Raw genomic sequence first — 25,452 nt, 5'->3', positions numbered from 1 at the left:
TGATAACAGGTTAGCGGATAATAGCATTTTTTGATGTTTTAGCATTCAGTGTTTTTTTTGCGCATTAATGCCTTTTCTCCCCCTTTTTGGGCGAATATATTCTAATCCTGTGATCTTGCTACATTTTTGTCTAAAGTGTTGAATAATCGCTCAATGCAATTTTAAAGAATGGTAACAATATGAAATACAAGACTTTGCTTCTTACCGCTCTGTTGCTGGTTGTTGGCCGTGCGGCGCAAGCGGAACAGATTGGATCTGTCGATACCGTGTTCAAAATGTTTGGCCCGGACCACAAAATTGTGGTGGAGGCGTTTGACGATCCAGATGTAAAAAACGTCACCTGCTACGTCAGCCGTGCGAAGACGGGCGGTATTAAAGGCGGTCTGGGGCTGGCGGAAGATACCTCAGATGCGGCGATCTCCTGCCAGCAGGTGGGGCCAGTTGAGCTGAGCGATAAAATTAAAAACGGTAAAGCGCAGGGTGACGTGGTGTTCCAGAAACGGACGTCGCTGGTGTTCAAAAAGCTGCAGGTAGTGCGTTTCTATGATGCGAAGCGCAATACGCTGGCTTATCTTGCCTATTCCGACAAAGTGGTGGAAGGCTCGCCGAAAAACGCCATCAGCGCCGTGCCGATTATGCCATGGCATTAATTCAGGGATGAACCATGCAACAACCTGTGGTCTGGCTGGTTGAAGACGAAACCAGTATCGCCGATACGCTTATCTACATGCTTCAGCAGGAAGGCTTTGCGGTAAAGGCGTTTGAGCGCGGTTTACCGGTGCTGGAGGAGGCGCGGCGGCAGATCCCGGCGCTCGCCATTCTGGATGTTGGGCTGCCGGACATCAGCGGCTTTGAACTCTGCCGCCAGCTGCTGGCGCAGCATCCGTCACTTCCGGTGCTGTTTCTCACGGCACGCAGTGATGAAGTGGATAAACTCCTCGGGCTGGAAATGGGCGCCGACGACTATGTCGCCAAGCCTTTTTCTCCGCGAGAGGTTTGCGCCCGGTTAAGGACAATTTTACGGCGGATGCAAAAATCCGCCGCGCCAGCAGAAACGATGCGTATCGGGCAATTTGAGCTAAATGAACCTGCCGCCCGAATAAGCTGGTGCGGTGAAGTTTTACCCCTGACCCGCTACGAGTTCTTGCTGCTCAAAACCTTTTTACAGGCCCCCGGGCGGGTATTTTCGCGCCAGCAGCTGATGGACAAGGTATGGGGTGAAGACGGCGACAGCTTCGATCGTACCGTGGATACCCATATCAAAACCCTGCGCGCCAAGCTGCGGGCGGTGAACGATGAACAGTCTCCCATCAGTACCCATCGGGGTATGGGCTACAGTCTGGGCCTTTACTGATGCGCATTGGGATGCGGTTGTTGCTGGGATATTTCCTGATCGTGGGCATCGCCGCGTGGTTTGTGCTGTCGATTTTTGTTCAGGAAGTGAAGCCCGGCGTGCGCAGGGCCACCGAGGGGACGTTGATTGATACCGCGACCTTGCTTGCCGAAATCGGGCGCGACGATCTTCTTTCGGGGAATGCGCAGCAGGGCAAACTGGCGCAGGCCTTTTCACAGCTCCATCAGCGGCCTTTCCGCGCCAACCTCGGCGGCATTTATAAGGTGCGTAACGAGTATCACGTCTATATGACCGATGCGCAGGGCAGAGTGGTGTTTGATTCCGCCGGTCTGGCCGTGGGGCAAGATTACTCGCGCTGGAACGATGTCTGGCTGACGCTTCGCGGTAAATACGGCGCGCGCAGCACTCAGAGCAATCCAGACGATCCTGAGAGTACGGTGATGTATGTTGCCGCGCCGGTTGTGGAGCAGGGTAAGATTATCGGCGTGCTGTCGGTCGGCAAACCGAACAGCGCGATGGCACCGGTTATCCACCGCAGCGAGCGGCGGATCCTCTGGGCGGGTGGCGCGCTGCTCGGCATTGCCTTGCTGATTGGTCTTCTTGTCGCCTGGTGGATCAATCGTTCTATCAGTACGTTATCGCGCTATGCCGATTCGGTGACCACCGACACGCCTCTCCCGCTACCCAATCCGGGCAGCAGCGAACTGCACAAGCTGGCCCAGGCGCTGGAGAATATGCGCATTCGTCTCGAAGGGAAAAATTACATTGAACGCTATGTCCATGCGCTCACCCACGAGCTGAAAAGCCCGATGGCGGCCATACGCGGCGCGGCGGAAATCCTTGCCGAGCAGCCGCCGCCGCAGGTGGCAGCACGCTTTATTGATAACATTCTGGTACAAAACGCACGCATGCAGTCGCTGGTTGAAAAACTGCTCGCGCAGGCGCGGCTTGAAAATCGGGTCGAGATTACGCCGGAGGTCATCCGGGTCAATTCATTGTTTACGCGGCTTGCTGACGCGCGCTCGGCCCTGCTATCGGCAAAAGCGATTGTGCTGACTATCCAGCCTGTTCCGTTTAATGTTGAAGGCGATCCCGATCTCCTCGAACAGGCGCTCGGCAATTTGCTGGATAACGCCATCGATTTTACGCCTCAGGGCGGAACCATTGAACTGGCGGCCCGGGAAGAGCAGGGGCAGATGCAGCTTGTCATCATCGACAGCGGAAGCGGGATCCCGGATTACGCGCTGGATCGTATTTTTGAACGCTTCTATTCCCTTCCGCGCGAGAACGGGCTTAAGAGCAGTGGGCTCGGGCTGGCCTTTGTGCAGGAGGTGGCGCGTCTGCATCAGGGAGAGATTACATTGCGCAATCGTGATGAGGGCGGCGTGATGGCCACGCTGACACTTCACCGTCCCTTCACATAACTTCAAACTGCCCCCACACAGCCTGGTTACGCTCTCTTCATCACAAAGGAGACGTAATGATGAAATCCCCCCTGTTCTGGAAAATAAGCACCCTGCTGGGGTGCATTCTGCTGCTGTTAGTCCCGCTGTTTATGGTAAGTAACCTCATTGCAGAGCGTGAAAGCTACCGTAATGATGTCGAAAATACGCTTCGCCAGAGCACCAGCGGACCGCAAAAACTGATCGGCCCGCTGATTGCGATTCCGGTGACAGAGATCTTTTACAAGCTAGAGGATGAGAAGAAGGTCGAGTACAAGAAAAGCTATCTGCATTTTATCCTGCCGGAGTCGCTGCTTGTTGAGGGTAACCAGCGCGTTGAGTCCCGAAATATCGGCATCTATGACGGACAGATCTGGAACACCGATCTCAAAATAAAAGCGCAGTTCAGCACCGAAAAAATGACGCAGCTTAAAGGGGAGACGATGACCCTTGGGCAGCCGTTTATCGTTGTTGGAGTGGGCGATGCACGCGGTATTGGCACGGTGAAAGTCTCCAGTATCAATGGCGAGACGCTGAGCGTAGAGCCGGGTTCGGGCGTATCTGGCGCGCTTTCCGGTGTTCATATCCCGCTGACGGATAAAGCGCTGGAGTCAAAAACGTTTGCCATGGAGATGTCGCTGAATTTGGCGGGGACGGGGAGTTTTGCCGTGGTGCCCGTGGGACGTAACAGCGAAATGGCGCTGAACAGCAACTGGCCGCATCCGGGCTTCATGGGCAACTATCTGCCGGTGAAACACAAAATCGGTGATTCAGGTTTTCAGGCGAAGTGGCAGAGCAGCTGGTTTGCGAACAACCTTGAGAGCTGGTTCAACGGGAGTGAATCTCCTGCGTGGGAGTCGATCCCGGCTTTTAGCGTCACGGTAGCCACACCTGCCGATCAGTATCAGCTGACTGACCGGGCAATCAAGTATGCTATTTTGCTGATTGCGCTGACGTTTATGGCCTTCTTTGTCTTCGAAACCTTAACCGGGCTGCGCCTGCACCCAATGCAGTATCTGCTGGTGGGGCTGTCGCTGGTGCTGTTCTATCTGGTGCTGCTGGCGCTGTCAGAACACGTCGGCTTTACGCCTGCCTGGGTTGTTGCAAGCCTGGTGGGTGCTGCGATGAACGGGATGTACCTGCAGGCGGTGCTAACAAGCTGGAAGCGCAGCGGGTTGTTTGTGCTGGCCTTGCTGGGGCTGGACGTGGTGATGTGGTTCCTGCTGCGCTCGGAGGATAGTGCGCTGTTGTTGGGGTCAGCGGTGCTCGCACTGGCACTGTTCGCCGTGATGTACCTGACCCGGCATTTCGACTGGTATTCGCTTTCACAGCCGAAGCGCCCTGAGCCACCCGCAGAGCCCGATAACGACACGATGCGGATCTGGAAATAAAAAAAACGGCGCGAATGCGCCGTTTTTCTTTATTGCATTGACTGCGGGATTACTCCTGCAGGTCTCCGCAGAAACGGTACCCTTCGCCGTGGATTGTGGCGATGATTTCCGGCGTATCAGGCGTAGATTCGAAATGTTTACGAATACGACGGATGGTCACGTCTACGGTACGGTCGTGTGGCTTCAGCTCACGGCCGGTCATTTTCTTCAGCAGTTCTGCACGGGACTGAATTTTGCCCGGGTTTTCGCAGAAGTGCAGCATCGCGCGGAATTCGCTGCGCGGCAGTTTATACTGCTCACCGTTCGGGCTAATCAGCGAACGGCTATTGATATCAAGTTCCCAGCCGTTGAATTTGTAGCTATCGACGCTACGACGCTCTTCACTGACCGTGCCCAGGTTCATGGTGCGGGACAGCAGGTTGCGTGCACGAATGGTTAACTCGCGTGGGTTGAACGGCTTGGTGATGTAGTCATCCGCACCGATTTCCAGGCCAAGAATTTTATCAACTTCGTTGTCACGGCCCGTCAGGAACATTAACGCGACGTTCGCCTGCTCACGCAGTTCGCGCGCCAGAAGAAGCCCGTTTTTGCCCGGCAGGTTGATATCCATGATTACCAGGTTGATATCATTTTCAGAAAGGATCTGATGCATCTCTGCGCCATCGGTCGCTTCAAAGACATCGTAGCCTTCTGCTTCGAAAATGCTCTTTAACGTGTTGCGTGTTACCAACTCGTCTTCAACGATAAGAATGTGCGGGGTCTGCATGTTTGCTACCTAAATTGCCAACTAAATCGAAACAGGAAGTACAAAAGTCCCTGACCTGCCTGATGCATGTCGCAAATTAACATGATCGGCTTAACGTGACTAAAGTACGTAATTGCGTTCTTGATGCACTTTCCATCAACGTCAACAACATCATTAGCTTGGTCTTGGGTACTTTCCCTTTGGACCCGACAGTGTCAAAAACGGCTGTCATCCTAACCATTTTAACAGCAACATAACAGGCTAAGTGACACCAGACACCCAATAAAACTACGCTTCGTTGACATATATCAAGTTCAATTGTAGCACGTTAACAGTTTGATGAAATCATCGTAGCCGAATGCTAGCCTTTGTCACAATTTTTCAATAAACCAACTAGTTGCGGACATTGATATATAAACGAAGCGAATCCAATCAGAATAGGGTATTCATGATGCCATTATCATTATAAAACATAAGGATAATGGTCTTCTGTTAACATTCTAACTGATTGTTCAGACACAAAATAGTTTAGCGTTTTTAATTTGTTATGAAACGCTATTTCGGTGATTTGTGTTGCAAATTTGTAAATTTGCGCTGCGTAATATGTTGAAGTGCATCACATTTTTACCCGCTAACTGATTAAAAAGAGAGCATAAATGCATCTGTCGATTGTACTGGTCGCCCCAGCCAGAGCAGAAAATATAGGCGCTGCGGCGCGTGCCATGAAGACCATGGGTTTTACCGATTTACGTATTGTGGACAGCACTGCGCACCTGGAGCCTGCTGCCCGCTGGGTGGCGCATGGTTCGGGAGATATTCTCGATAATATAACGACTTACGCTACGCTTGCCGACGCACTGCATGACATTTCGTTTACCGTTGCGACCACCGCCCGCAGCCGCGCGAAGTTCCATTACTACGCCACGCCTGCTGAGCTGGTGCCCATGCTGGAAGAGAAAAGCCAGTGGCTTGAGAAAGCGGCGCTGGTGTTTGGCCGCGAAGATTCCGGACTCACTAACGAAGAGCTGGCACTGGCGGACGTTCTGACTGGCGCGCCGATGGTCGCGGATTATCCGTCTCTGAATTTAGGCCAGGCGGTCATGGTCTATTGCTATCAATTAGCATCCTTAATACAAATCCCCCAGCCGCCCGATACAGGAACCGATGAAAACCAGCTGGCTGCACTTCGCGCTCGCGTGGAGAACTTGCTCTTGCGGCTGGATGTGGCGGACGATCAAAAAATGGCTGACTGGCTACACCAGCGTCTCGGACGACTTGAGCAGCGGGACACGGCAATGTTGCACCGTTTGCTGCACGATATTGAAAAAAAATTAGCCGAGTAAAATGCTGTCATAAGTTTTTACTATGGCGAAATTGTCTGTCATGGAGGGTTGCATTTGGGGGAATCGGATGAAAATAAATCGGCAAACAGCGGGGCGTGAGTCTCTGCGGAATTGTGATCAAATTAAAAATTCATTGACTTAAGGTGCCCGATCCTTTAACCCTAAAAGAATACAGCACAGACAGATAATAATGACAGAGTACACAACATCCATGAAACGCATCAGCATCACCACCATTACTACAACCATCATCATTACCACAGGTAACGATGCGGGCTGACGCGTACAGGAAAAACAAAAAAAAGCCCGCACCTGAACAGTGCGGGCTTTTTTTTCGGCTAAAGGAAACGAGGTAGAACCATGCGAGTGTTGAAGTTCGGCGGTACATCAGTGGCAAATGCAGAACGTTTTCTGCGTGTTGCCGATATCCTGGAGAGCAACGCCAGGCAGGGGCAGGTTGCGACCGTGCTCTCTGCCCCGGCAAAAATCACGAACCATCTGGTGGCGATGATTGAAAAAACCATCGGTGGTCAGGATGCACTTCCGAACATCAGCGACGCCGAGCGTATCTTCGCTGAGCTGCTGCAGGGGCTGGCGGAGGCACAGCCCGGCTTCCCGCTCGCACAGCTGAAGTCTTTCGTTGAGCAGGAGTTTGCTCAGATCAAACATGTGCTGCACGGTATCAGCCTGCTGGGCCAGTGTCCGGACAGCATCAACGCGGCGCTGATCTGCCGCGGTGAGAAACTGTCAATCGCCATCATGGCTGGCCTGCTGGAAGCGCGTGGCCACGGCGTGACCGTCATCAATCCGGTTGAAAAACTACTTGCGGTGGGCCACTACCTCGAATCTACCGTTGATATTGCCGAATCAACCCGCCGTATCGCCGCGAGCAAAATCCCGTCTGACCACATGATCCTGATGGCGGGCTTTACCGCCGGAAATGAGAAGGGTGAGCTGGTGGTGCTGGGCCGTAACGGCTCCGACTACTCTGCCGCCGTGCTGGCTGCCTGTTTACGCGCAGACTGTTGTGAGATCTGGACTGACGTCGACGGCGTGTATACCTGCGACCCGCGCCAGGTACCGGACGCCAGGTTGCTGAAGTCGATGTCTTACCAGGAAGCGATGGAGCTTTCCTACTTCGGCGCCAAAGTGCTTCACCCACGTACCATCTCCCCGATTGCCCAGTTCCAGATCCCTTGCTTGATTAAAAATACCGGTAACCCGCAAGCGCCAGGCACGCTGATTGGCGCCAGCTCCGATGAAGATGGCCTGCCGGTGAAAGGCATCTCCAACCTGAATAACATGGCGATGTTCAGCGTCTCCGGTCCGGGGATGAAGGGCATGGTCGGCATGGCGGCGCGCGTCTTTGCCGCAATGTCACGCAACGGTATCTCGGTGGTGCTGATCACGCAGTCCTCTTCCGAGTACAGCATCAGCTTCTGCGTGCCGCAGGCCGACTGCCTGCGCGCGCGCCGTGCGCTGGAAGAAGAGTTCTATCTGGAGCTGAAAGAGGAGTTGCTGGAGCCGCTCTCCATTCAGGAGCGTCTGGCCGTCATCTCCGTCGTGGGCGACGGGATGCGCACCCTGCGCGGTATCTCCGCTAAGTTCTTTGCCGCGCTGGCCCGCGCCAACATCAATATCGTGGCGATTGCCCAGGGCTCGTCTGAGCGTTCTATCTCCGTCGTGGTGGATAACGACGATGCCACCACCGGCGTGCGCGTGGTGCATCAGATGCTGTTCAATACCGATCAGGTCATTGAGCTGTTCCTGATTGGCGTGGGCGGTGTCGGCGGCGCGCTGCTCGAGCAGGTGAAGCGTCAGCAGGCGTGGCTCAAGAAGAAACATATCGATCTGCGCGTCTGCGGTATTGCCAATTCCAGAGCGCTACTGACCAATGTGCATGGTCTGAATCTTGAAAACTGGCAGGCCGGGCTGGAAGAGGCGAAAGAGCCGTTTAATCTGGGTCGCCTTATCCGTCTGGTAAAAGAGTACCATCTGCTTAACCCGGTGATTGTCGACTGTACGTCAAACCAGGCCGTTGCCGACCAGTATGCGGATTTCCTGCGCGAAGGCTTCCACGTGGTGACGCCGAACAAAAAGGCCAACACCTCGTCGATGGATTACTATCACCAGCTGCGTCTGGCGGCGAGCAAGTCGCGCCGTAAGTTCCTGTACGACACCAACGTGGGCGCCGGCCTGCCGGTTATCGAAAATCTGCAAAATCTGCTGAATGCGGGCGACGAACTGCAGCGCTTCTCCGGCATTCTCTCCGGCTCCCTGTCGTTTATCTTTGGCAAGCTGGACGAGGGCATGAGCCTCTCGGAAGCCACCCGCGCCGCGCGCGAGCTGGGCTATACCGAGCCGGATCCACGTGACGATCTCTCCGGCATGGACGTGGCGCGTAAGCTGCTGATCCTCGTGCGCGAAACCGGTCGCGAGCTGGAGCTTTCGGACATTGTGATTGAACCCGTGTTGCCAGCCGAGTTTGACAGCAGCGGTGATGTCAGCACCTTTATGGCGAATTTACCCCAGCTTGACGATGCTTTTGCCGCGCGCGTGGCGAAAGCCCGTGATGAAGGTAAGGTATTGCGCTATGTTGGCAACATTGAAGAAGATGGCGTGTGCCGGGTGAAGATTGCCGAAGTGGATGGCAACGACCCGCTGTACAAAGTCAAAAACGGCGAAAACGCCCTCGCGTTTTACAGCCACTATTATCAGCCATTGCCGCTGGTGCTTCGCGGCTATGGCGCAGGGAACGATGTTACAGCGGCGGGTGTGTTTGCCGATCTGTTGCGTACCCTGTCATGGAAGTTAGGAGTTTAACATGGTCAAAGTTTATGCCCCGGCTTCCAGCGCCAATATGAGCGTCGGATTCGATGTGCTGGGTGCGGCGGTCACGCCGGTGGACGGTTCGCTGTTGGGCGATACGGTTACGGTTGAGGCGGCGGCGAGTTTCAGCCTCAATAACGTGGGCCGATTCGCCAGCAAACTGCCGTCCGACCCGCGCGAGAATATCGTCTATCAGTGCTGGGAACGCTTCTGTCAGGAGATCGGCAAAAACGTGCCGGTCGCCATGACGCTGGAAAAAAGTATGCCGATTGGTTCGGGGCTGGGCTCCAGCGCCTGTTCCGTGGTTGCCGCGCTGGTGGCGATGAACGAGCACTGCGGCAAGCCTTTGAATAACAGCCGCCTGCTGGGGTTAATGGGCGAGCTGGAAGGGCGTATCTCCGGCAGTATCCACTATGACAATGTGGCACCGTGCTTCCTTGGCGGTATGCAACTGATGATCGAAGAAAATGGCATCATCAGCCAGCAGGTGCCAGGGTTTGATGAGTGGCTGTGGGTGCTGGCGTATCCGGGGATTAAGGTCTCTACCGCGGAAGCGCGTGCGATCCTGCCTGCGCAATATCGTCGTCAGGACTGTATTGCTCACGGACGTCATCTGGCGGGCTTTATCCACGCCTGCTATACCCGTCAGCCGCAGCTGGCGGCGAAGCTGATGAAAGATGTCATTGCCGAGCCGTACCGCACGAAGCTGCTGCCTGGCTTTAACGAGGCGCGACAGGCCGCCATGGATATCGGCGCGCAGGCGTGCGGCATCTCCGGCTCCGGCCCGACGCTGTTCGCCCTGTGCGATAAGCCAGACACCGCGCAGCGCGTGGCGGACTGGCTCTCTAAACACTACCTGCAAAATCAGGAAGGCTTTGTTCATATTTGCCGTCTGGACACGGCTGGCGCACGAGTACTGGGATAACGAATGAAACTCTATAACCTTAAAGATCATAACGAGCAGGTCAGCTTCGCGCAGGCAGTGACTCAGGGGCTGGGCAAAAATCAGGGGCTGTTCTTCCCGCATGACCTGCCGGAATTTCAGCTGACCGAGATTGATGAACTGCTGAAGCAGGACTTTGTCACCCGCAGCACCAAAATTCTGTCTGCGTTTATCGGCGACGAAATCCCTCAGGAGCTGCTGGAAGAGCGCGTGCGTGCGGCGTTTGCCTTCCCGGCTCCGGTGCAGCAGGTGGAGCCTGACGTCGGTTGTCTGGAGCTGTTCCACGGCCCGACACTGGCGTTTAAAGACTTCGGCGGCCGCTTTATGGCGCAGATGCTGACCCACATCAGCGGCGACAAGCCGGTGACCATTCTGACAGCCACCTCCGGCGATACCGGTGCCGCGGTCGCGCATGCGTTCTACGGCCTGAAAAACGTCCGCGTGGTGATCCTCTATCCAAAAGGCAAAATCAGCCCGCTGCAGGAAAAACTGTTCTGTACGCTCGGCGGCAACATTGAGACCGTGGCGATCGACGGTGACTTTGATGCCTGTCAGGCGCTGGTCAAGCAGGCGTTCGATGATGAAGAGCTGAAGGCCGCGCTGGGGCTGAATTCCGCCAACTCCATCAACATCAGCCGTCTGCTGGCGCAGATTTGCTACTACTTCGAAGCGGTAGCGCAGCTGCCGCAGGAAGCGCGCAATCAGCTGGTGGTGTCCGTACCAAGCGGTAACTTCGGTGACCTGACGGCGGGATTGCTGGCGAAATCGCTCGGTCTGCCGGTGAAGCGCTTTATCGCCGCTACCAACGCCAACGACACCGTGCCGCGCTTCCTGAAAGACGGGAAATGGGCACCGAACGCGACGCAGGCGACGCTCTCCAATGCCATGGATGTGTCACAGCCAAACAACTGGCCGCGCGTGGAGGAGCTGTTCCGCCGCAAGGTATGGCGTCTGGTGGACCTGGGCTACGCGGCGGTGACGGATGAGACCACTAAAGCGACCATGCGCGAGCTGAAAGCGGTGGGATATACCTCTGAGCCGCACGCGGCAATTGCGTATCGCGCACTGCGCGACCAGCTCAACCCGGGGGAATATGGTCTGTTCCTCGGTACCGCCCATCCCGCCAAGTTCAAAGAGAGCGTGGAAGCGATCCTGGGCGAAACGCTGCCGCTGCCAAAAGAGCTGGCCGAGCGTGCCGACCTGCCGCTGCTGTCACACGAGCTGCCTGCGGATTTTGCCGCGCTGCGTAAGCTGATGATGACTCGCGCGTAATTGTGTTGCCCGGTGGCGGCTACGCCTTACCGGACCTACGGGGTTTGTAGGCCGGGTAAGCGCAGCGCCACCCGGCAAAAGCAGCACCGATCTTTAGGCCGGGAAAGGCGAAGCCGCCACCCGGCTTTTTTGTGAAGAAAATAAGGAGGAATAAAGCAGGAAAAAAGCAGAAATTCCCAATAAATGCGGTCACTTAGCGTTTAGGATTGCAGAGAATAACATCCCCCGTTCCCCTCGCGTACTCTCCTTACATCGGCCCACGTTGGGCAAGAAGAATAAGGAGTCACAGATGTCTACACTGAAACCTGCACTCATCGCGCTTTCACTGGTGCTGGTCGCTCCCATGGCGGCACAGGCATCCGAAATCACCCTCGTACCGGCGGTTAAACTGCAGATTGGCGACCGGGACAACAGCGGGCATTACTGGGACGGCGGCCGCTGGCGCGACCACGACTGGTGGAAGGCGCATTATGACTGGCGTGATAACCACTGGCGCCCGCATGACGAACATCGCGATCGTGACGATCGACACGACCATCATCATGACGATCGCCATCCAGGGCCGGACTGGAAGCACCATTAATGCAACACCCCGCCAGCAGGCGGGGTGTTGTTTTATTGTTCGTGGCGTTTAAAGACCAGTTCGCCTTTCCCCGACGCGTCTTCGTCAAAGAAATAGCCTTCGCTGTTAAAACCGGTCAGCTGCTCCGGCTTGGTCAGGCGGTTCTGAATGATATAGCGGCTCATGAGGCCCCGCGCCTTTTTGGCATAGAAGCTGATGACCTTGAACTTGCCGTTTTTCTCATCCAGGAAGACCGGCTTGATGATCTCCGCATCCAGCTTTTTCGGTTTCACCGACTTGTAGTATTCATCGGATGCCAGGTTAATCACCACGTTATCGCCCTGAGCGCGTAGCGCCGCGTTCAGCTTATCGGTGATGATTTCGCCCCAGAAATGGTACAAGTCTTTGCCTTTGGCGTTTTCCAGACGAATGCCCATCTCCAGACGGTACGGCTGCATCAGATCCAGCGGACGCAGTACGCCATACAGACCCGACAGCATACGCAGATGCTGCTGGGCAAAATCGAAGTCGGCTTCACTGAAGTCTTCCGCCTGCAGACCGGTATAGACATCACCTTTAAATGCCAGAATCGCCTGACGCGCGTTAGCAGGGGTGAAATCCGGATGCCATTCATGGAATCGCGTCGCGTTCAGGTCTGCCAGCTTGTCGCTGATGCCCATCAGCGAGGCGATTTGCGGCGCAGAGAGCTTGCGCGCTTCACGGATCAGCTGCTGTGAATAATCCAGCAGTTCTGGCTGGGTATAGCGCTCAGTGGCGAGCGGGCTCTGGTAGTCGAGCGTTTTTGCAGGTGAAATCAGAATCAGCATATCCAGTCCTTGCAGGAAATTTAGAGCGACTTTAACAAAAAATCGCCCTGAATTGATCGATAGCTGTTATCGCCGGGGCAAATCATCCCAGGTGCCAGGGGCAAGTTGTGACGCAATTTCGGGGTAACGTGACGCATCAAATACCGGGGCAACCCCCAGCTTGCGCTGGCGAAGATAATCTTTGGCAATAAGCGTCACAACGGGGGAGAGCAGCAGGATCGCCGTCAGGTTAGTGATTGCCATTAGCGCCATAATGACATCCGCCAGCTGCCAGATCATAGGCATCGTCAGAAGGGCGCCCGCGAACACCATCAGTATCACCCCCAGGCGAAGCAGGAGGATAGCAGGGCGAGCGTTGAATCTCAGGAAAATGAGGTTGTTTTCAGCGTACAGATAGTTGACCACAATTGAGCTGAAGGAGAACAACATCAGTATGAGCGAGACAAAGCCAGCCCCCCAGCCGCCGGTCAGGTTCACCAGCGCCTGCTGGAGATATTGTATCCCGACGGCATCCGAGGTATGGGGTACCGGGCCGGCCAGCAGGAGGATCATTGCACTGGCGGAACAGATGATCACCGTATCCATAAAGACGCCGATCATCTGCACAATACCCTGCGCAGCCGGGTGTGGCGGCCATGAAGAGGCGGCCGCTGCGACGTTGGGCGTGGAACCCATTCCGGCTTCATTGGAGAACATGCCCCGTTGAAAACCCGCCATCAATGCCTGGCTCAGGGTATAGCCCAGCGCGCCTGATGCGACTTCCCGCCAGCCAAAAGCGCTTTTAAAGATGGACGCAATGACCCCCGGAACCTGTTCGAAATGCAGTGCTGCAACGACCAGACTCGCGGTAACCCAGAGCAGGGCCATAATGGGCACCAGCCACTGCATCAGGCGGGCGACGCCCCTAAGGCCGGCAGAAATGGCGAGCAAAACAAAGAGGGCTAACACGCTGCCCGTGAGCCACTCCGGACAGGAGAAGGTATAGCGCAGAGCATGGGCAACCGAGTTTGACTGGACGGTATTAAAAATGAGGCCGTATGCGAACAGTAAAAAAAGCGAGAACAGCACGCCCATCCAGCGCATCCCTAAGCCACGCGCCATATACCATGACGGGCCGCCACGAAACTGTCCGCTTTTATCCTTCTCTTTGTAGAGTTGCGCCAGCGAACTTTCGGCGAAAGAGGTGGCCATTCCCAGAAGTGCCGTGACCCACATCCAGAACACTGCGCCAGGCCCTCCTGCGCTGATGGCCAGCGCAACGCCTGCCAGATTGCCGCTGCCAAGGCGTGCCGCAAGGCTAGTACACAGCGCCTGAAACGAGGTGAGTCCGCCCGGATGGGGCGTGACGCTGTTTTTCAGACTTCTGCCAAACTTGCGAATATAGCGAAACTGGATAAACCCACTGCGTAGCGTAAACCAGATACCTGCTCCCAGGAGCAGGTAAATCATTATCGAACCCCAGAGGACTTCGTTAATAAAGAAAAAGAAATCAGGCATTAACGTCCCTCTTGTTGATGCCAATGTGAATATGTAAGCGCTACCACTGATTGGGCATGCTGTTGCTTAGCAGCCTGTTAATATTCTCAGTTTATCATACTCTGCCTAAGCGCACTGTCTGCGGTTGCGCTACCCCTCCGTCGTGTTATCATCAGGGCAGACCGGTTACATCCCCCTAACAAGTAAACCTGTCATTTTTCCGCTGCAGGCATGCTGTCGGTAGCGTGAATTATCCAGGGCACGTTAAAAGAGAAACACTATCATGACGGATAAATTGACCTCCCTTCGTCAGTTCACCACTGTCGTAGCTGACACCGGAGATATCGCGGCAATGAAGCTGTACCAGCCGCAGGATGCCACAACTAACCCTTCTCTGATCCTTAACGCCGCACAGATCCCTGAGTATCGCAAACTGATTGACGAGGCCGTGACCTGGGCGAAAGCACAGAGCAATGACCGCGCGCAGCAGGTTGTGGATGCCACTGATAAACTGGCCGTGAACATCGGTCTGGAAATTCTGAAACTGGTCCCGGGCCGTATCTCCACCGAAGTGGATGCACGTCTGTCTTACGACACCGAAGCGTCAATTGCTAAAGCAAAACGTCTGATCAAACTGTACAACGATGCGGGCATCAGCAACGACCGTATCCTGATCAAACTGGCGTCTACCTGGCAGGGCATCCGCGCGGCGGAGCAGCTGGAAAAAGAAGGCATCAACTGTAACCTGACCCTGCTGTTCTCCTTCGCGCAGGCGCGTGCTTGTGCTGAAGCTGGCGTATACCTGATTTCTCCGTTCGTAGGCCGTATTCTGGACTGGTACAAAGCCAACACCGACAAGAAAGAGTACGCGGCGTCTGAAGATCCAGGCGTGGTTTCCGTGACTGAAATCTACGAATACTACAAACAGCATGGTTATGAGACCGTGGTGATGGGCGCAAGCTTCCGTAACGTCGGTGAAATCATCGAACTGGCTGGCTGTGACCGCCTGACCATCGCCCCTGCGCTGCTGAAAGAGCTGGCAGAAAGCGAAGGTACCATCGAGCGTAAACTGTCCTACACCGGTGAAGTGAAAGCACGCCCAGAGCGCATCACTGAATCCGAGTTCCTTTGGCAGCACAACCAGGATCCAATGGCGGTAGACAAACTGGCGGACGGTATCCGTAAGTTTGCTATTGACCAGGAAAAACTGGAAAAAATGATCGGCGACCTGCTGTAATCATTCTGCGTGACCGGGTCCCCGGTCACGCTACTTCTTTCGTACTCTGTCTGAATTTCCCCTCTGCGTGTATCATTCCCTTTAATCAGTACTTTTTGAATGGAATGGATATGAATACCTTACGCATCGGCTTAGTGTCGATTTCCGACCGCGCCTCCAGCGGCGTTTACCAGGATAAAGGCATCCCTGCTCTGGAAGAGTGGCTGGCAAGCGCGTTGACCACCCCGTTTGAGATCCAGACCCGCCTGATCCCGGACGAACAGCCAATCATCGAGCAGACCCTGTGTGAGCTGGTGGATGAAATGAGCTGTCACCTTGTGCTGACGACGGGCGGAACCGGCCCTGCGCGCCGCGATGTTACCCCGGACGCGACGCTGGCGATTGCGGATCGTGAAATGCCAGGCTTCGGTGAACAGATGCGTCAGATCAGTCTACACTTTGTCCCGACGGCCATTTTGTCTCGCCAGGTGGGGGTGATCCGCAAACAGGCGCTGATTCTGAACCTGCCGGGCCAGCCGAAGTCCATCAAAGAGACGCTGGAAGGACTGAAAGCGGAGGATGGCAGCGTCATCGTCCACGGCATCTTTGCAAGTGTACCGTATTGTATACAGCTGCTGGACGGGCCGTACGTCGAGACGGACGAAAAAGTGGTAGCAGCATTTCGTCCTAAAAGCGCCCGCCGCGAGACAATCTCCTGAAATTAATTAAAATGTGACATTAGCGTCAGCCGCAGTGGCGTGTAAATGGATTTACGATATAGTAATTTTTTCTTTACGATTGCTGTAAAAAATAATCCACAATACATGCACAATGGTTCGCTATGTCACATAACACCCGACCTCTGAATCGACAGGATTACAAAACCCTCACGCTCGCCGCTCTGGGCGGCGCGCTGGAGTTTTACGACTTCATCATCTTTGTTTTCTTCGCCGCTGTGGTAGGGGAGTTGTTCTTCCCGGCGGATATCCCGGAATGGCTGCGACAGGTGCAAACCTTCGGCATTTTTGCTGCCGGATATCTGGCACGTCCGCTGGGCGGCATTGTGATGGCGCACTTTGGCGATCTGGTCGGGCGCAAGAAAATGTTTACCCTGAGTATCCTGCTGATGGCCGTGCCGACGCTGGCGATTGGCCTGCTGCCAACCTATGCCTCAATGGGTATTGTTGCCCCGTTATTGCTGCTACTGATGCGTATTCTTCAGGGGGCGGCGATCGGTGGTGAGGTACCGGGGGCGTGGGTGTTTGTTGCGGAACATGTTCCGGCGCGCCGCATTGGTATCGCCTGCGGCACCTTAACCGCGGGGTTAACGGTGGGGATTTTGCTTGGTTCCGTCGTTGCGACCATTGTAAACACCAGCATGACGCAGCAGGCTGTGCACGACTGGGGCTGGCGCTTACCGTTCCTGCTGGGCGGAGCGTTTGGCCTGGTGGCGATGTACCTGCGTCGCTGGTTGCAGGAGACGCCGATTTTCCTTGAGATGCAGCAGCGCAAAGCGCTGGCTCAGGAGTTGCCGGTCAAGGCCGTGGTGGTGCGCCATAAAAAAGCGGTCGTGGTGTCGATGCTGCTCACCTGGCTTCTCTCGGCGGGCATCGTAGTGGTGATTTTGATGTCGCCGGTCTGGCTGCAAAAGCAGTACGGGTTTGCCCCGGCAGTAACGTTACAGGCGAACAGTATCGCGACCATTATGCTTTGCTTTGGCTGTCTGGCCGCCGGGCTGGCTGCCGATCGCTTCGGTGCCAGCGTGACCTTTATCGTCGGCAGCCTGTTACTGGCCGCATCAAGCTGGGCGTTTTACCATTTGGCAGGCAGCCACCCTGAACAGCTGTTCCTGCTGTACGGTGTGGTAGGCCTGTGCGTAGGCGTTGTCGGGGCGGTACCGTATGTGATGGTACGTGCGTTCCCGCCTGAGGTGCGCTTCACCGGCATCTCATTTTCTTACAACGTCTCGTATGCCATCTTTGGCGGACTGACGCCGATTGCGGTGACGGTATTAATGGGCGTGTCTCCCCTGGCGCCGGCCTGGTACGTGCTGGCGTTATCGTTAATGGGGCTGGTATTGGGGATTTGGCTTCGGCAGTCAGGGGAAAATCGTGCCCGCGAGGCGGGCACGACAGACGAATCAGTGTTTTTCACCAATCGGTAGAATAGTGCGGCCGAACTGCTCGTTCAGCACTTCACCCATGGCCAGGTAGATAGCGCTTGCGCCGCATACCAGGCCAATCCAGCCTGCAACGTGTACGATGCCTTCGTTATCCACCAGGTGGCCGATGGACAGCAGGGCGAACAGTACGGTCAGGCTCAGGAAGACGAACTGCAGCGCGCGGTTCCCTTTCAGCGTGCCGAAGAACATGAACAGGGTGAAGACGCCCCACAGACCCAGATACACGCCCAGGAAGTGGGCATTCGCTGCGTCTGCCAGACCCATTTTAGGCATCAGCAGGATAGCGACCAGCGTCAGCCAGAACGAGCCGTAAGAGGTGAAGGCGGTTAAGCCGAAGGTGTTGCCTTTCTTATATTCCAGCAGACCCGCGAAGATTTGTGCGATGCCGCCGTAAAAAATGCCCATCGCCAGGATAATGCCATCCATCGGGAACATCCCGATGTTGTGCAGGTTCAGCAGGATAGTGGTCATGCCAAAACCCATCAGGCCCAGCGGAGCCGGATTAGCCAACTTAGTGTTGCCCATAAGTCCTCAAAAAAATCATCATTAATATGGTGAAATGGTTAAACCCGCGTCATTACTCCCTGACGGGGCGCGGCATCATAATGGGCGCAATCGATGCCGTCTATGATCTCATCAGGGTGAAATTAAAAATTTTTTTACGCTTGCCCCTTGATGGATGCCGTAGCGACCCCATCTTGTAGTCAACCGCAGTGTGTGGACCTGAAAAAAATCAAATCTGGGCAGTTGAAAAAGCACGTTCTGCCCTTATTACAGGTACACAACCACATGTTGACTGAATTTTTAGTGGAGACGTTTAGATGGGTAAAATTATTGGTATCGACCTGGGTACGACCAACTCTTGTGTAGCGATTATGGACGGCACTACTGCACGCGTGCTGGAGAACGCCGAGGGCGATCGCACCACGCCTTCTATCATTGCTTATACCCAGGATGGTGAAACTCTGGTTGGTCAGCCGGCTAAACGTCAGGCAGTGACAAACCCGCAAAATACCCTGTTTGCGATTAAACGCCTGATCGGCCGCCGCTTCCAGGACGAAGAAGTTCAGCGTGACGTTTCTATCATGCCTTACAAAATCATCGCAGCAGATAACGGCGATGCATGGCTTGATGTGAAAGGCACCAAAACTGCACCACCGCAGATCTCTGCTGAAGTGCTGAAAAAAATGAAGAAGACTGCTGAAGATTACCTGGGTGAGCCAGTAACTGAAGCCGTTATCACCGTACCTGCCTACTTTAACGATGCTCAGCGTCAGGCTACCAAAGATGCTGGCCGTATCGCAGGTCTGGAAGTAAAACGTATCATCAACGAACCTACCGCAGCGGCTCTGGCTTACGGTCTGGATAAAGAAGTGGGCAACCGCACTATCGCGGTTTACGACCTGGGTGGTGGTACCTTCGATATCTCTATTATCGAAATCGACGAAGTTGACGGCGAAAAAACCTTCGAAGTTCTGGCAACCAACGGTGATACCCACCTGGGTGGTGAAGACTTCGATACCCGTCTGATCAACTACCTCGTAGACGAGTTCAAGAAAGATCAGGGCATCGACCTGCGTAACGACCCGCTGGCCATGCAGCGCCTGAAAGAAGCCGCTGAGAAAGCGAAGATCGAACTGTCTTCCGCTCAGCAGACCGACGTTAACCTGCCGTACATTACTGCAGATGCGACCGGTCCTAAACACATGAACATCAAAGTGACCCGTGCAAAACTGGAAAGCCTGGTCGAAGACCTGGTGAACCGTTCTATCGAGCCACTGAAAGTTGCTCTGCAGGATGCTGGCCTGTCCGTGTCTGATATCAATGACGTTATCCTCGTTGGTGGTCAGACCCGTATGCCAATGGTCCAGAAGAAAGTGGCTGAGTTCTTCGGTAAAGAGCCACGTAAAGATGTTAACCCGGACGAAGCCGTTGCTATCGGTGCTGCCGTTCAGGGTGGTGTATTGACCGGTGAAGTAAAAGACGTTCTGCTGCTGGACGTTACCCCGCTGTCTCTGGGTATCGAAACCATGGGCGGCGTGATGACTGCGCTGATCACTAAAAACACCACTATCCCGACCAAGCACAGCCAGGTGTTCTCTACCGCTGAAGACAACCAGTCTGCGGTAACCATCCATGTGCTGCAGGGTGAGCGTAAACGTGCGTCTGATAACAAATCTCTGGGTCAGTTCAACCTGGATGGTATCAACCCGGCACCACGCGGCATGCCGCAGATCGAAGTGACCTTCGATATCGATGCTGACGGTATCCTGCACGTTTCCGCGAAAGACAAAAACAGCGGTAAAGAGCAGAAGATCACCATTAAGGCTTCTTCCGGTCTGAACGAAGAAGAGATCCAGAAAATGGTTCGTGAAGCAGAAGCGAACGCGGAATCTGACCGTAAGTTCGAAGAGCTGGTTCAGACCCGTAACCAGGGTGACCATCTGCTGCACAGCACCCGTAAGCAGGTTGAAGAAGCGGGCGACAAACTGCCAGCGGAAGATAAAACGGCTATCGAAGCTGCACTGACCGCGTTGGAAACGTCTCTGAAAGGCGAAGACAAAGCGGATATCGAAGCGAAGATGCAGGAGCTGGCACAGGCTTCCCAGAAGCTGATGGAAATTGCTCAGCAGCAGCACGCGCAGCAGCAAGCGGGCGCTGACGCTTCCGCGAACAACGCGAAAGACGACGACGTTGTCGACGCTGAGTTCGAAGAAGTTAAAGACAAAAAATAATCGCCCTGATGCAGGGTAATTAATCGGCACGGGCGTAGGAGAACTCTCCACGCCCGTGCTCGCATGTTAAGGGGCTTAAAAAAACCAATGGCAAAGCAAGACTATTACGAGATTTTAGGCGTTCCGAAAACTGCGGAAGAGCGTGAAATCAAAAAGGCGTATAAGCGCCTGGCCATGAAATTCCACCCGGACCGCAACCAGGGGGATAAAGAGGCTGAAGCAAAATTTAAAGAGATCAAAGAAGCCTACGAAGTCCTGACCGATGCACAAAAACGTGCGGCCTATGACCAGTACGGCCACGCAGCCTTTGAACAGGGCGGCATGGGCGGCGGCGGATTCGGTGGCGGCGGCTTTGGCGGCGGTGCTGATTTCAGCGACATCTTCGGCGACGTGTTCGGCGATATCTTTGGCGGCGGTCGTGGTCGTCAGCGCGCAGCGCGCGGCGCAGACCTGCGCTACAACATGGAGCTGACGCTGGAAGAGGCCGTTCGCGGTGTCACCAAAGAGATCCGTATCCCGACGCTTGAAGAGTGTGACGTGTGCCACGGCAGCGGCGCGAAAGCGGGTACCCAGCCGCAGACCTGTCCAACCTGTCACGGTTCCGGCCAGGTGCAGATGCGTCAGGGCTTCTTCGCAGTACAGCAGGCCTGTCCTCACTGTCATGGCCGCGGTACGCTGATTAAAGATCCGTGCACTAAATGCCACGGTCATGGTCGCGTTGAGAAAACCAAGACCCTGTCCGTCAAAATCCCGGCAGGCGTGGATACGGGCGACCGCATCCGTCTGGCAGGTGAAGGTGAAGCCGGTGAGCACGGCGCACCGGCAGGCGATCTGTACGTTCAGGTCCAGGTGAAGCAGCATGCCATCTTCGAGCGTGAAGGTAACAACCTGTACTGTGAAGTGCCGATCAACTTCGCCATGGCGGCGCTCGGTGGTGAAATTGAAGTGCCTACCCTGGATGGTCGCGTCAATCTGAAGATCCCGGGCGAAACCCAGACCGGTAAGCTGTTCCGCATGCGTGGTAAAGGCGTGAAGTCCGTTCGCGGCGGTGCTCAGGGCGACCTGCTGTGCCGTGTGGTTGTAGAAACCCCAGTGGGGCTGAACGACAAGCAGAAACAGCTACTGAAAGAGCTGCAGGAGAGCTTTGGCGGCCCAACGGGCGAGAAAAACAGCCCGCGCTCCAAAAGCTTCTTTGATGGCGTCAAAAAATTCTTCGACGATTTGACCCGCTAATCTGTTAGCCGGTTTTCCACGATATAAAGCCCGGAAGCGATTCCGGGCTTTTTTATTTTGGGGGATAGATCGGTAAAACTGAGTCTACACTCAATATTAATCTGTTTTTGCCGAGCTATTTGGCTTGGTATTATGGTTTTATCGAGGTATCTTTTGTAAAAGAGAGAACTTAAATGAAATTACTACACCGTTTCTTTAGCAGTGAGGCGTCCGGTGGTGTGATCCTGATTATTGCCGCGGCAGCCGCAATGGTGCTGGCGAACCTGGGCATGACGCGCGATCTCTATCACGCATTTTTGGAAACACCCGTTGAGCTGAAGGTCGGGGCGCTGGAAATTAACAAGAACATGCTGCTGTGGATCAACGATGCGCTAATGGCGGTGTTCTTCCTGCTGGTGGGACTTGAGGTCAAACGGGAGCTGGTGTTGGGCTCCCTCGCCAGCCGTCAGCGCGCCGCCTTTCCGGTGATCGCCGCTATCGGCGGGATGGTCGTTCCGGCACTGCTGTTCCTTGCGTTTACCTGGCAGGATCCTGTTGCGCGTGACGGGTGGGCTATCCCGGCGGCAACGGATATCGCGTTTGCGCTCGGTGTCTTAGCCTTGCTCGGCAGCCGCGTGCCGATGGCGTTGAAAATCTTCCTGATGGCGCTGGCGATCATTGATGATCTGGGCGCGATCGTGATTATCGCGCTGTTTTATACCAGCGATCTGTCGATTCTGTCGCTGAGCGTGGCGGCAGGCGCAATTGCGGTCCTGGCGCTGCTGAACATTTTCAATGTCCGCCGCATCGGCATTTACATCCTCGTGGGGATGGTACTCTGGACAGCGGTATTGAAATCCGGCGTGCATGCCACGCTGGCCGGGGTGATTGTTGGTTTCTTTGTGCCGCTAAAACCGCAGGAGGGTAAATCCCCTGCTAAACAGCTTGAGCACGTCCTGCACCCGTGGGTCGCCTTTATGATCCTGCCACTGTTTGCCTTTGCTAACGCCGGTGTTTCCCTGCAGGGCGTGACGCTGGATGGGCTGACGTCTGTCCTTCCGCTGGGCATTATTGCCGGGCTGTTTATTGGTAAACCGCTGGGGATCAGCCTGTTCTGCTGGCTGGCGCTGAAGATGAAGCTGGCATCGCTGCCGAACGGCACCACCTTTGGTCAGATTATGGCTGTCGGCGTGCTGTGTGGTATTGGATTTACCATGTCGATCTTTATCTCGACGCTGGCGTTTGGCGCAAATGCCCCTGAACTCATCGTCTGGGCGAAGCTCGGCATTCTTATCGGGTCATTACTGGCCGCGGTAATCGGTTATACCTTGTTGAAGGTGAAATTGCCCGGACAGGCTGTCCAGGCATAACGGAAACCGGGAGAAGATGAGCCTTCTCCCGTTACATACTCAGGGAGTGAAGACGCTATGTCTCATTTGAATTACAACCATCTTTACTACTTCTGGCACGTCTACAAGCAGGGCTCGGTGGTGGGGGCGGCTGAGGCGCTCTATCTCACGCCGCAGACCATTACCGGCCAAATCAAGGCGCTGGAAGAGCGCCTGCAGGGCAAGCTGTTCAAGCGTAAAGGCCGCGGGATTGAGCCAAGCGAACTTGGGGAACTGGTCTTTCGCTATGCGGACAAGATGTTCACCCTGAGCCAGGAGATGCTGGATATCGTCAACTATCGCAAAGAGTCTAACCTGCTCTTTGACGTCGGCGTGGCGGATGCGCTGTCCAAACGGCTGGTGAGCGGCGTGCTGGATGCCGCGGTGGTGGAAGATGAACAAATCCATCTGCGCTGCTTTGAATCCACCCACGAGATGCTGCTGGAACAGCTGAGCCAGCATAAGCTGGATATGATTATCTCGGACTGCCCCATCGACTCCACGCAGCAGGAAGGGCTGTTCTCAGTGAAGATTGGCGAATGCGGTGTCAGCTTCTGGTGCATTAATCCACCGCCGGAAAAACCCTTCCCGGCCTGTCTGGAAGAGCGTCGCTTATTGGTGCCGGGAAGGCGGTCAATGCTCGGGCGTAAGCTGTTGAACTGGTTTAACTCGCAGGGGCTGAAGGTGGAGATCCTCGGTGAATTCGACGATGCGGCACTGATGAAAGCCTTTGGCGAAGCGCACAATGCCATCTTCGTTGCGCCAACGCTGTACGTGCTCGATCTCTATTCAGACAACAAGATTACGGAGATTGGCAGAGTGGATAACGTGATGGAGGAGTATCACGCCATATTTGCCGAAAGAATGATTCAGCACCCGGCGGTGCAGCGAATCTGCAACCGTGACTACTCGGCGCTGTTTACGCCACCGGCAATCTGAAGACATAAAAAAACCCGCGTTAAGCGGGTTCTTTAAACAAGCAACAACAAGTAGCGATTAAGCCAGTTTGTTGATCTGCGCGGTCAGGTTTGCTTTATGACGCGCTGCTTTGTTTTTGTGGATCAGACCTTTAGCAGCCTGACGATCCACGATTGGTTGCATTTCGTTAAATGCGTTCTGCGCTGCAGCTTTGTCGCCAGCTTCGATTGCTGCGTATACTTTCTTGATGAAAGTACGCATCATAGAGCGACGGCTTGCGTTGTGCTTACGAGCCTTTTCAGACTGAACGGCACGTTTCTTAGCTGATTTGATATTAGCCAAGTCCAACTCCCAAATATGATCTATGTGGACAATTCAAAGGCCGAGGAATATGCCCTCTTTGCCTTCTTTTGTCAATGGATTTGTGCAAATAAGCGCCGTTAAAAAGCGACGCTACGTTACGTAGTGATGGCGCAGGATTCTACCAGCTTGTCTTGCGTGAATACAGCCTTTCGGCATAAAAATCGCAGTTCACGAGCAGATTTTTTCGCTGTGAAAGGTCAGCCTGATGAAATCATTACGGCTTTCTGTTTTGCGCGAACAATCGCCGGTTAACCTTAACCGCGGTACAAGGTATACTTTGGCGATTTTCACTGTTTTGAGCCAGACATGAAGCTGATACGCGGCATACATAATCTCAGCAGCGCACCACACGGGTGCGTGCTGACTATTGGTAATTTCGACGGCGTGCATCGTGGTCATCAGGCGCTGTTGCAGGGATTGCGTAAAGAGGGGGAGGCCCGTGGCCTGCCCGTGGTGGTGATGATTTTTGAACCGCAACCGCTGGAGCTGTTTGCGGGGGATAAATCGCCCGCCCGTCTCACTCGCCTGCGTGAGAAGCTGCGCTACCTGGCAGAGTCCGGCGTGGACTACGTGCTGTGCGTGCGTTTCGATCGTCGCTTTGCCGCACTGACAGCACAAAATTTCGTCAGCGACCTGCTGGTTAAGCGTCTTGGCGTACAGTTTCTCGCCGTGGGGGATGATTTCCGCTTTGGCGCTGGTCGGCAGGGCGATTTCTTGCTATTACAGAAGGCGGGCCTGGAGTACGGTTTTGACGTGACCAGCGCGATGACCTTCTGTGAAGGCGGCGTGCGCGTCAGCAGCACGGCGGTGCGTCAGGCGCTGGCGAATGATGAACTGGATACGGCAGAAACGCTGCTGGGGCATCCGTTTACCATCTCAGGCCGCGTCGTGCATGGCGACGCCCTGGGGCGCACGATAGGTTTCCCGACGGCGAATATCCCGCTGCGTCGTCAGGTTTCCCCGGTTAAAGGGGTCTATGCGGTGGAAGTGGCAGGACTGGGCGATAAGCCGTTTTACGGCGTTGCCAACATTGGCACGCGTCCCACTGTCGCCGGTGTACGTCAACAGTTAGAAGTGCACCTGCTGGACGTTGTAATGGACCTTTATGGTCGCCATATAGATGTAATACTGCGTAAAAAAATACGCAATGAGCAGCGATTTGCTTCACTGGATGAACTAAAAGCGCAGATTGCGCGTGATGAATTGACGGCCCGCGAGTTTTTTGGGCTATGAACCCGGCTTAAATGCCTACGT

The 25,452-nt window shown here is 54.8% G+C and carries 24 protein-coding genes and 1 other annotated feature; of the genes, 19 read left to right on the top strand and 5 right to left on the bottom strand.

Translation table 11 applies throughout. The features are described from left to right. Positions 1–179 precede the first annotated feature (179 nt). From creA to creD, 4 genes are read left to right on the top strand one after another with little or no spacing between them, the layout of a single operon-like run. Positions 180–650 carry a protein CreA gene (creA, locus tag ACOTY9_RS15525; protein ID WP_023332045.1) on the top strand — a complete coding sequence of 157 codons (471 nt, stop codon included), beginning with the start codon at positions 180–182 and terminating at the stop codon, positions 648–650. A 14-nt stretch (positions 651–664) separates the two neighbouring features. After that, a complete protein-coding gene (gene creB, locus ACOTY9_RS15520; protein WP_348565788.1) occupies positions 665–1,354 on the top strand; it encodes a two-component system response regulator CreB in 690 nt (229 codons plus the stop codon). Then, complete coding sequence (gene creC, locus ACOTY9_RS15515; RefSeq protein ID WP_045134340.1) at positions 1,354–2,778, top strand: two-component system sensor histidine kinase CreC; 1,425 nt, start codon at positions 1,354–1,356, stop codon at positions 2,776–2,778. The genes creB and creC overlap by 1 nt, the downstream gene beginning before the upstream one ends. A 56-nt stretch (positions 2,779–2,834) precedes the next feature. Continuing rightward, entirely contained in the window at positions 2,835–4,187 is a 1,353-nt protein-coding gene (creD, locus tag ACOTY9_RS15510; RefSeq protein ID WP_348565787.1) for a cell envelope integrity protein CreD, read from the top strand. A 49-nt stretch (positions 4,188–4,236) separates the two neighbouring features. Here creD and arcA read toward each other — a convergent pair whose 3' ends face one another. Then, positions 4,237–4,953, bottom strand: a complete 717-nt coding sequence (arcA, locus tag ACOTY9_RS15505) for a two-component system response regulator ArcA (protein ID WP_003856501.1) — start codon at positions 4,951–4,953, stop codon at positions 4,237–4,239. Positions 4,954–5,048: 95 nt separating this feature from the next. Here arcA and yjjY point away from each other — a divergent pair, with 95 nt between their 5' ends. The 7 genes from yjjY (at position 5,049) to ACOTY9_RS15470 (ending at position 11,902) form a co-directional block, all read left to right on the top strand. Then, entirely contained in the window at positions 5,049–5,189 is a 141-nt protein-coding gene (gene yjjY / locus ACOTY9_RS15500) for a protein YjjY (protein ID WP_085928893.1), read from the top strand. Positions 5,190–5,588: 399 nt separating this feature from the next. Further along, positions 5,589–6,275 (top strand): tRNA/rRNA methyltransferase, encoded by a 687-nt coding sequence (locus tag ACOTY9_RS15495; protein ID WP_023336742.1) that lies wholly within the window; start codon positions 5,589–5,591, stop codon positions 6,273–6,275. A 211-nt stretch (positions 6,276–6,486) separates the two neighbouring features. After that, a complete protein-coding gene (gene thrL, locus ACOTY9_RS15490; RefSeq protein WP_015572623.1) occupies positions 6,487–6,555 on the top strand; it encodes a thr operon leader peptide in 69 nt (22 codons plus the stop codon). After that, positions 6,494–6,611: a sequence feature (Thr leader region), on the top strand. Its footprint overlaps the gene before it by 62 nt. A 24-nt stretch (positions 6,612–6,635) precedes the next feature. Continuing rightward, positions 6,636–9,098 carry a bifunctional aspartate kinase/homoserine dehydrogenase I gene (thrA, locus tag ACOTY9_RS15485; protein WP_014882481.1) on the top strand — a complete coding sequence of 821 codons (2,463 nt, stop codon included), beginning with the start codon at positions 6,636–6,638 and terminating at the stop codon, positions 9,096–9,098. Between the two features lies 1 nt (position 9,099). Next, a complete protein-coding gene (gene thrB, locus ACOTY9_RS15480; protein ID WP_014882482.1) occupies positions 9,100–10,029 on the top strand; it encodes a homoserine kinase in 930 nt (309 codons plus the stop codon). Between the two features lie 3 nt (positions 10,030–10,032). Further along, entirely contained in the window at positions 10,033–11,319 is a 1,287-nt protein-coding gene (gene thrC, locus ACOTY9_RS15475) for a threonine synthase (RefSeq protein ID WP_023332051.1), read from the top strand. A 289-nt stretch (positions 11,320–11,608) separates the two neighbouring features. Beyond that, complete coding sequence (locus ACOTY9_RS15470; RefSeq protein ID WP_014882484.1) at positions 11,609–11,902, top strand: DUF2502 domain-containing protein; 294 nt, start codon at positions 11,609–11,611, stop codon at positions 11,900–11,902. Between the two features lie 32 nt (positions 11,903–11,934). On the opposite strand, the gene yaaA is transcribed toward ACOTY9_RS15470, so the two are convergent. Beyond that, positions 11,935–12,708, bottom strand: a complete 774-nt coding sequence (gene yaaA / locus ACOTY9_RS15465) for a peroxide stress protein YaaA (RefSeq protein WP_014882485.1) — start codon at positions 12,706–12,708, stop codon at positions 11,935–11,937. A 66-nt stretch (positions 12,709–12,774) separates the two neighbouring features. Next, positions 12,775–14,205: an alanine/glycine:cation symporter family protein gene (locus ACOTY9_RS15460; protein WP_023332052.1), complete on the bottom strand. Its 1,431-nt coding sequence runs from the start codon at positions 14,203–14,205 to the stop codon at positions 12,775–12,777. Positions 14,206–14,467: 262 nt separating this feature from the next. On the opposite strand from ACOTY9_RS15460, the gene tal reads away from it, so the two are divergent. From tal to ACOTY9_RS15445, 3 genes are all read left to right on the top strand, one after another. Further along, on the top strand, positions 14,468–15,421 hold the full coding sequence (gene tal / locus ACOTY9_RS15455; RefSeq protein ID WP_014882487.1) for a transaldolase: 954 nt from the start codon (positions 14,468–14,470) through the stop codon (positions 15,419–15,421). A gap of 110 nt (positions 15,422–15,531) precedes the next feature. Next, entirely contained in the window at positions 15,532–16,119 is a 588-nt protein-coding gene (gene mog, locus ACOTY9_RS15450; protein WP_023332053.1) for a molybdopterin adenylyltransferase, read from the top strand. Between the two features lie 122 nt (positions 16,120–16,241). After that, the gene (locus ACOTY9_RS15445; protein ID WP_348565785.1) at positions 16,242–17,564 is read left to right on the top strand and encodes an MFS transporter; all 1,323 of its coding nucleotides are present in this window, start codon (positions 16,242–16,244) and stop codon (positions 17,562–17,564) included. Here ACOTY9_RS15445 and satP read toward each other — a convergent pair. Beyond that, positions 17,541–18,107 (bottom strand): acetate uptake transporter, encoded by a 567-nt coding sequence (gene satP / locus ACOTY9_RS15440; protein WP_023336745.1) that lies wholly within the window; start codon positions 18,105–18,107, stop codon positions 17,541–17,543. The genes ACOTY9_RS15445 and satP overlap by 24 nt on opposite strands. A 296-nt stretch (positions 18,108–18,403) precedes the next feature. On the opposite strand from satP, the gene dnaK reads away from it, so the two are divergent. The 4 genes from dnaK (at position 18,404) to nhaR (ending at position 23,856) form a co-directional block, all read left to right on the top strand. Next, positions 18,404–20,317 (top strand): molecular chaperone DnaK, encoded by a 1,914-nt coding sequence (gene dnaK, locus ACOTY9_RS15435; RefSeq protein ID WP_014882491.1) that lies wholly within the window; start codon positions 18,404–18,406, stop codon positions 20,315–20,317. 87 nt (positions 20,318–20,404) lie between these two features. After that, entirely contained in the window at positions 20,405–21,550 is a 1,146-nt protein-coding gene (gene dnaJ, locus ACOTY9_RS15430; protein ID WP_014830600.1) for a molecular chaperone DnaJ, read from the top strand. 173 nt (positions 21,551–21,723) lie between these two features. Then, the gene (gene nhaA / locus ACOTY9_RS15425; RefSeq protein WP_023332057.1) at positions 21,724–22,899 is read left to right on the top strand and encodes a Na+/H+ antiporter NhaA; all 1,176 of its coding nucleotides are present in this window, start codon (positions 21,724–21,726) and stop codon (positions 22,897–22,899) included. Between the two features lie 57 nt (positions 22,900–22,956). After that, on the top strand, positions 22,957–23,856 hold the full coding sequence (nhaR, locus tag ACOTY9_RS15420) for a transcriptional activator NhaR (RefSeq protein ID WP_014882493.1): 900 nt from the start codon (positions 22,957–22,959) through the stop codon (positions 23,854–23,856). Between the two features lie 57 nt (positions 23,857–23,913). Here nhaR and rpsT read toward each other — a convergent pair whose 3' ends face one another. Beyond that, on the bottom strand, positions 23,914–24,177 hold the full coding sequence (gene rpsT / locus ACOTY9_RS15415; RefSeq protein ID WP_003856458.1) for a 30S ribosomal protein S20: 264 nt from the start codon (positions 24,175–24,177) through the stop codon (positions 23,914–23,916). Between the two features lie 327 nt (positions 24,178–24,504). On the opposite strand from rpsT, the gene ribF reads away from it, so the two are divergent. Next, a complete protein-coding gene (ribF, locus tag ACOTY9_RS15410; RefSeq protein WP_014882494.1) occupies positions 24,505–25,431 on the top strand; it encodes a bifunctional riboflavin kinase/FAD synthetase in 927 nt (308 codons plus the stop codon). Positions 25,432–25,452: the final 21 nt, after the last annotated feature.

The organism is Enterobacter cloacae complex sp. SHL012, assembly GCF_049237505.1.
GTDB lineage: Bacteria > Pseudomonadota > Gammaproteobacteria > Enterobacterales > Enterobacteriaceae > Enterobacter > Enterobacter kobei.
Note: the sequence above shows the minus strand (reverse complement) of the source record. Positions and strands in the feature narration are given on the sequence as shown.

Coding starts and splice junctions, on each gene's coding strand:
- tal (WP_014882487.1), top strand. CDS start 14,468: ATGACGGATAAATTGACCTCCCTTCGTCAGTTCACCACTGTCGTAGCT.
- ACOTY9_RS15470 (WP_014882484.1), top strand. CDS start 11,609: ATGTCTACACTGAAACCTGCACTCATCGCGCTTTCACTGGTGCTGGTC.
- creA (WP_023332045.1), top strand. CDS start 180: ATGAAATACAAGACTTTGCTTCTTACCGCTCTGTTGCTGGTTGTTGGC.
- thrC (WP_023332051.1), top strand. CDS start 10,033: ATGAAACTCTATAACCTTAAAGATCATAACGAGCAGGTCAGCTTCGCG.
- ACOTY9_RS15445 (WP_348565785.1), top strand. CDS start 16,242: ATGTCACATAACACCCGACCTCTGAATCGACAGGATTACAAAACCCTC.
- ribF (WP_014882494.1), top strand. CDS start 24,505: ATGAAGCTGATACGCGGCATACATAATCTCAGCAGCGCACCACACGGG.
- mog (WP_023332053.1), top strand. CDS start 15,532: ATGAATACCTTACGCATCGGCTTAGTGTCGATTTCCGACCGCGCCTCC.
- dnaJ (WP_014830600.1), top strand. CDS start 20,405: ATGGCAAAGCAAGACTATTACGAGATTTTAGGCGTTCCGAAAACTGCG.
- thrB (WP_014882482.1), top strand. CDS start 9,100: ATGGTCAAAGTTTATGCCCCGGCTTCCAGCGCCAATATGAGCGTCGGA.
- satP (WP_023336745.1), bottom strand. CDS start 18,107: ATGGGCAACACTAAGTTGGCTAATCCGGCTCCGCTGGGCCTGATGGGT.
- ACOTY9_RS15460 (WP_023332052.1), bottom strand. CDS start 14,205: ATGCCTGATTTCTTTTTCTTTATTAACGAAGTCCTCTGGGGTTCGATA.
- creD (WP_348565787.1), top strand. CDS start 2,835: ATGATGAAATCCCCCCTGTTCTGGAAAATAAGCACCCTGCTGGGGTGC.
- nhaR (WP_014882493.1), top strand. CDS start 22,957: ATGTCTCATTTGAATTACAACCATCTTTACTACTTCTGGCACGTCTAC.
- creB (WP_348565788.1), top strand. CDS start 665: ATGCAACAACCTGTGGTCTGGCTGGTTGAAGACGAAACCAGTATCGCC.
- arcA (WP_003856501.1), bottom strand. CDS start 4,953: ATGCAGACCCCGCACATTCTTATCGTTGAAGACGAGTTGGTAACACGC.
- dnaK (WP_014882491.1), top strand. CDS start 18,404: ATGGGTAAAATTATTGGTATCGACCTGGGTACGACCAACTCTTGTGTA.
- yaaA (WP_014882485.1), bottom strand. CDS start 12,708: ATGCTGATTCTGATTTCACCTGCAAAAACGCTCGACTACCAGAGCCCG.
- creC (WP_045134340.1), top strand. CDS start 1,354: ATGCGCATTGGGATGCGGTTGTTGCTGGGATATTTCCTGATCGTGGGC.
- nhaA (WP_023332057.1), top strand. CDS start 21,724: ATGAAATTACTACACCGTTTCTTTAGCAGTGAGGCGTCCGGTGGTGTG.
- ACOTY9_RS15495 (WP_023336742.1), top strand. CDS start 5,589: ATGCATCTGTCGATTGTACTGGTCGCCCCAGCCAGAGCAGAAAATATA.
- thrA (WP_014882481.1), top strand. CDS start 6,636: ATGCGAGTGTTGAAGTTCGGCGGTACATCAGTGGCAAATGCAGAACGT.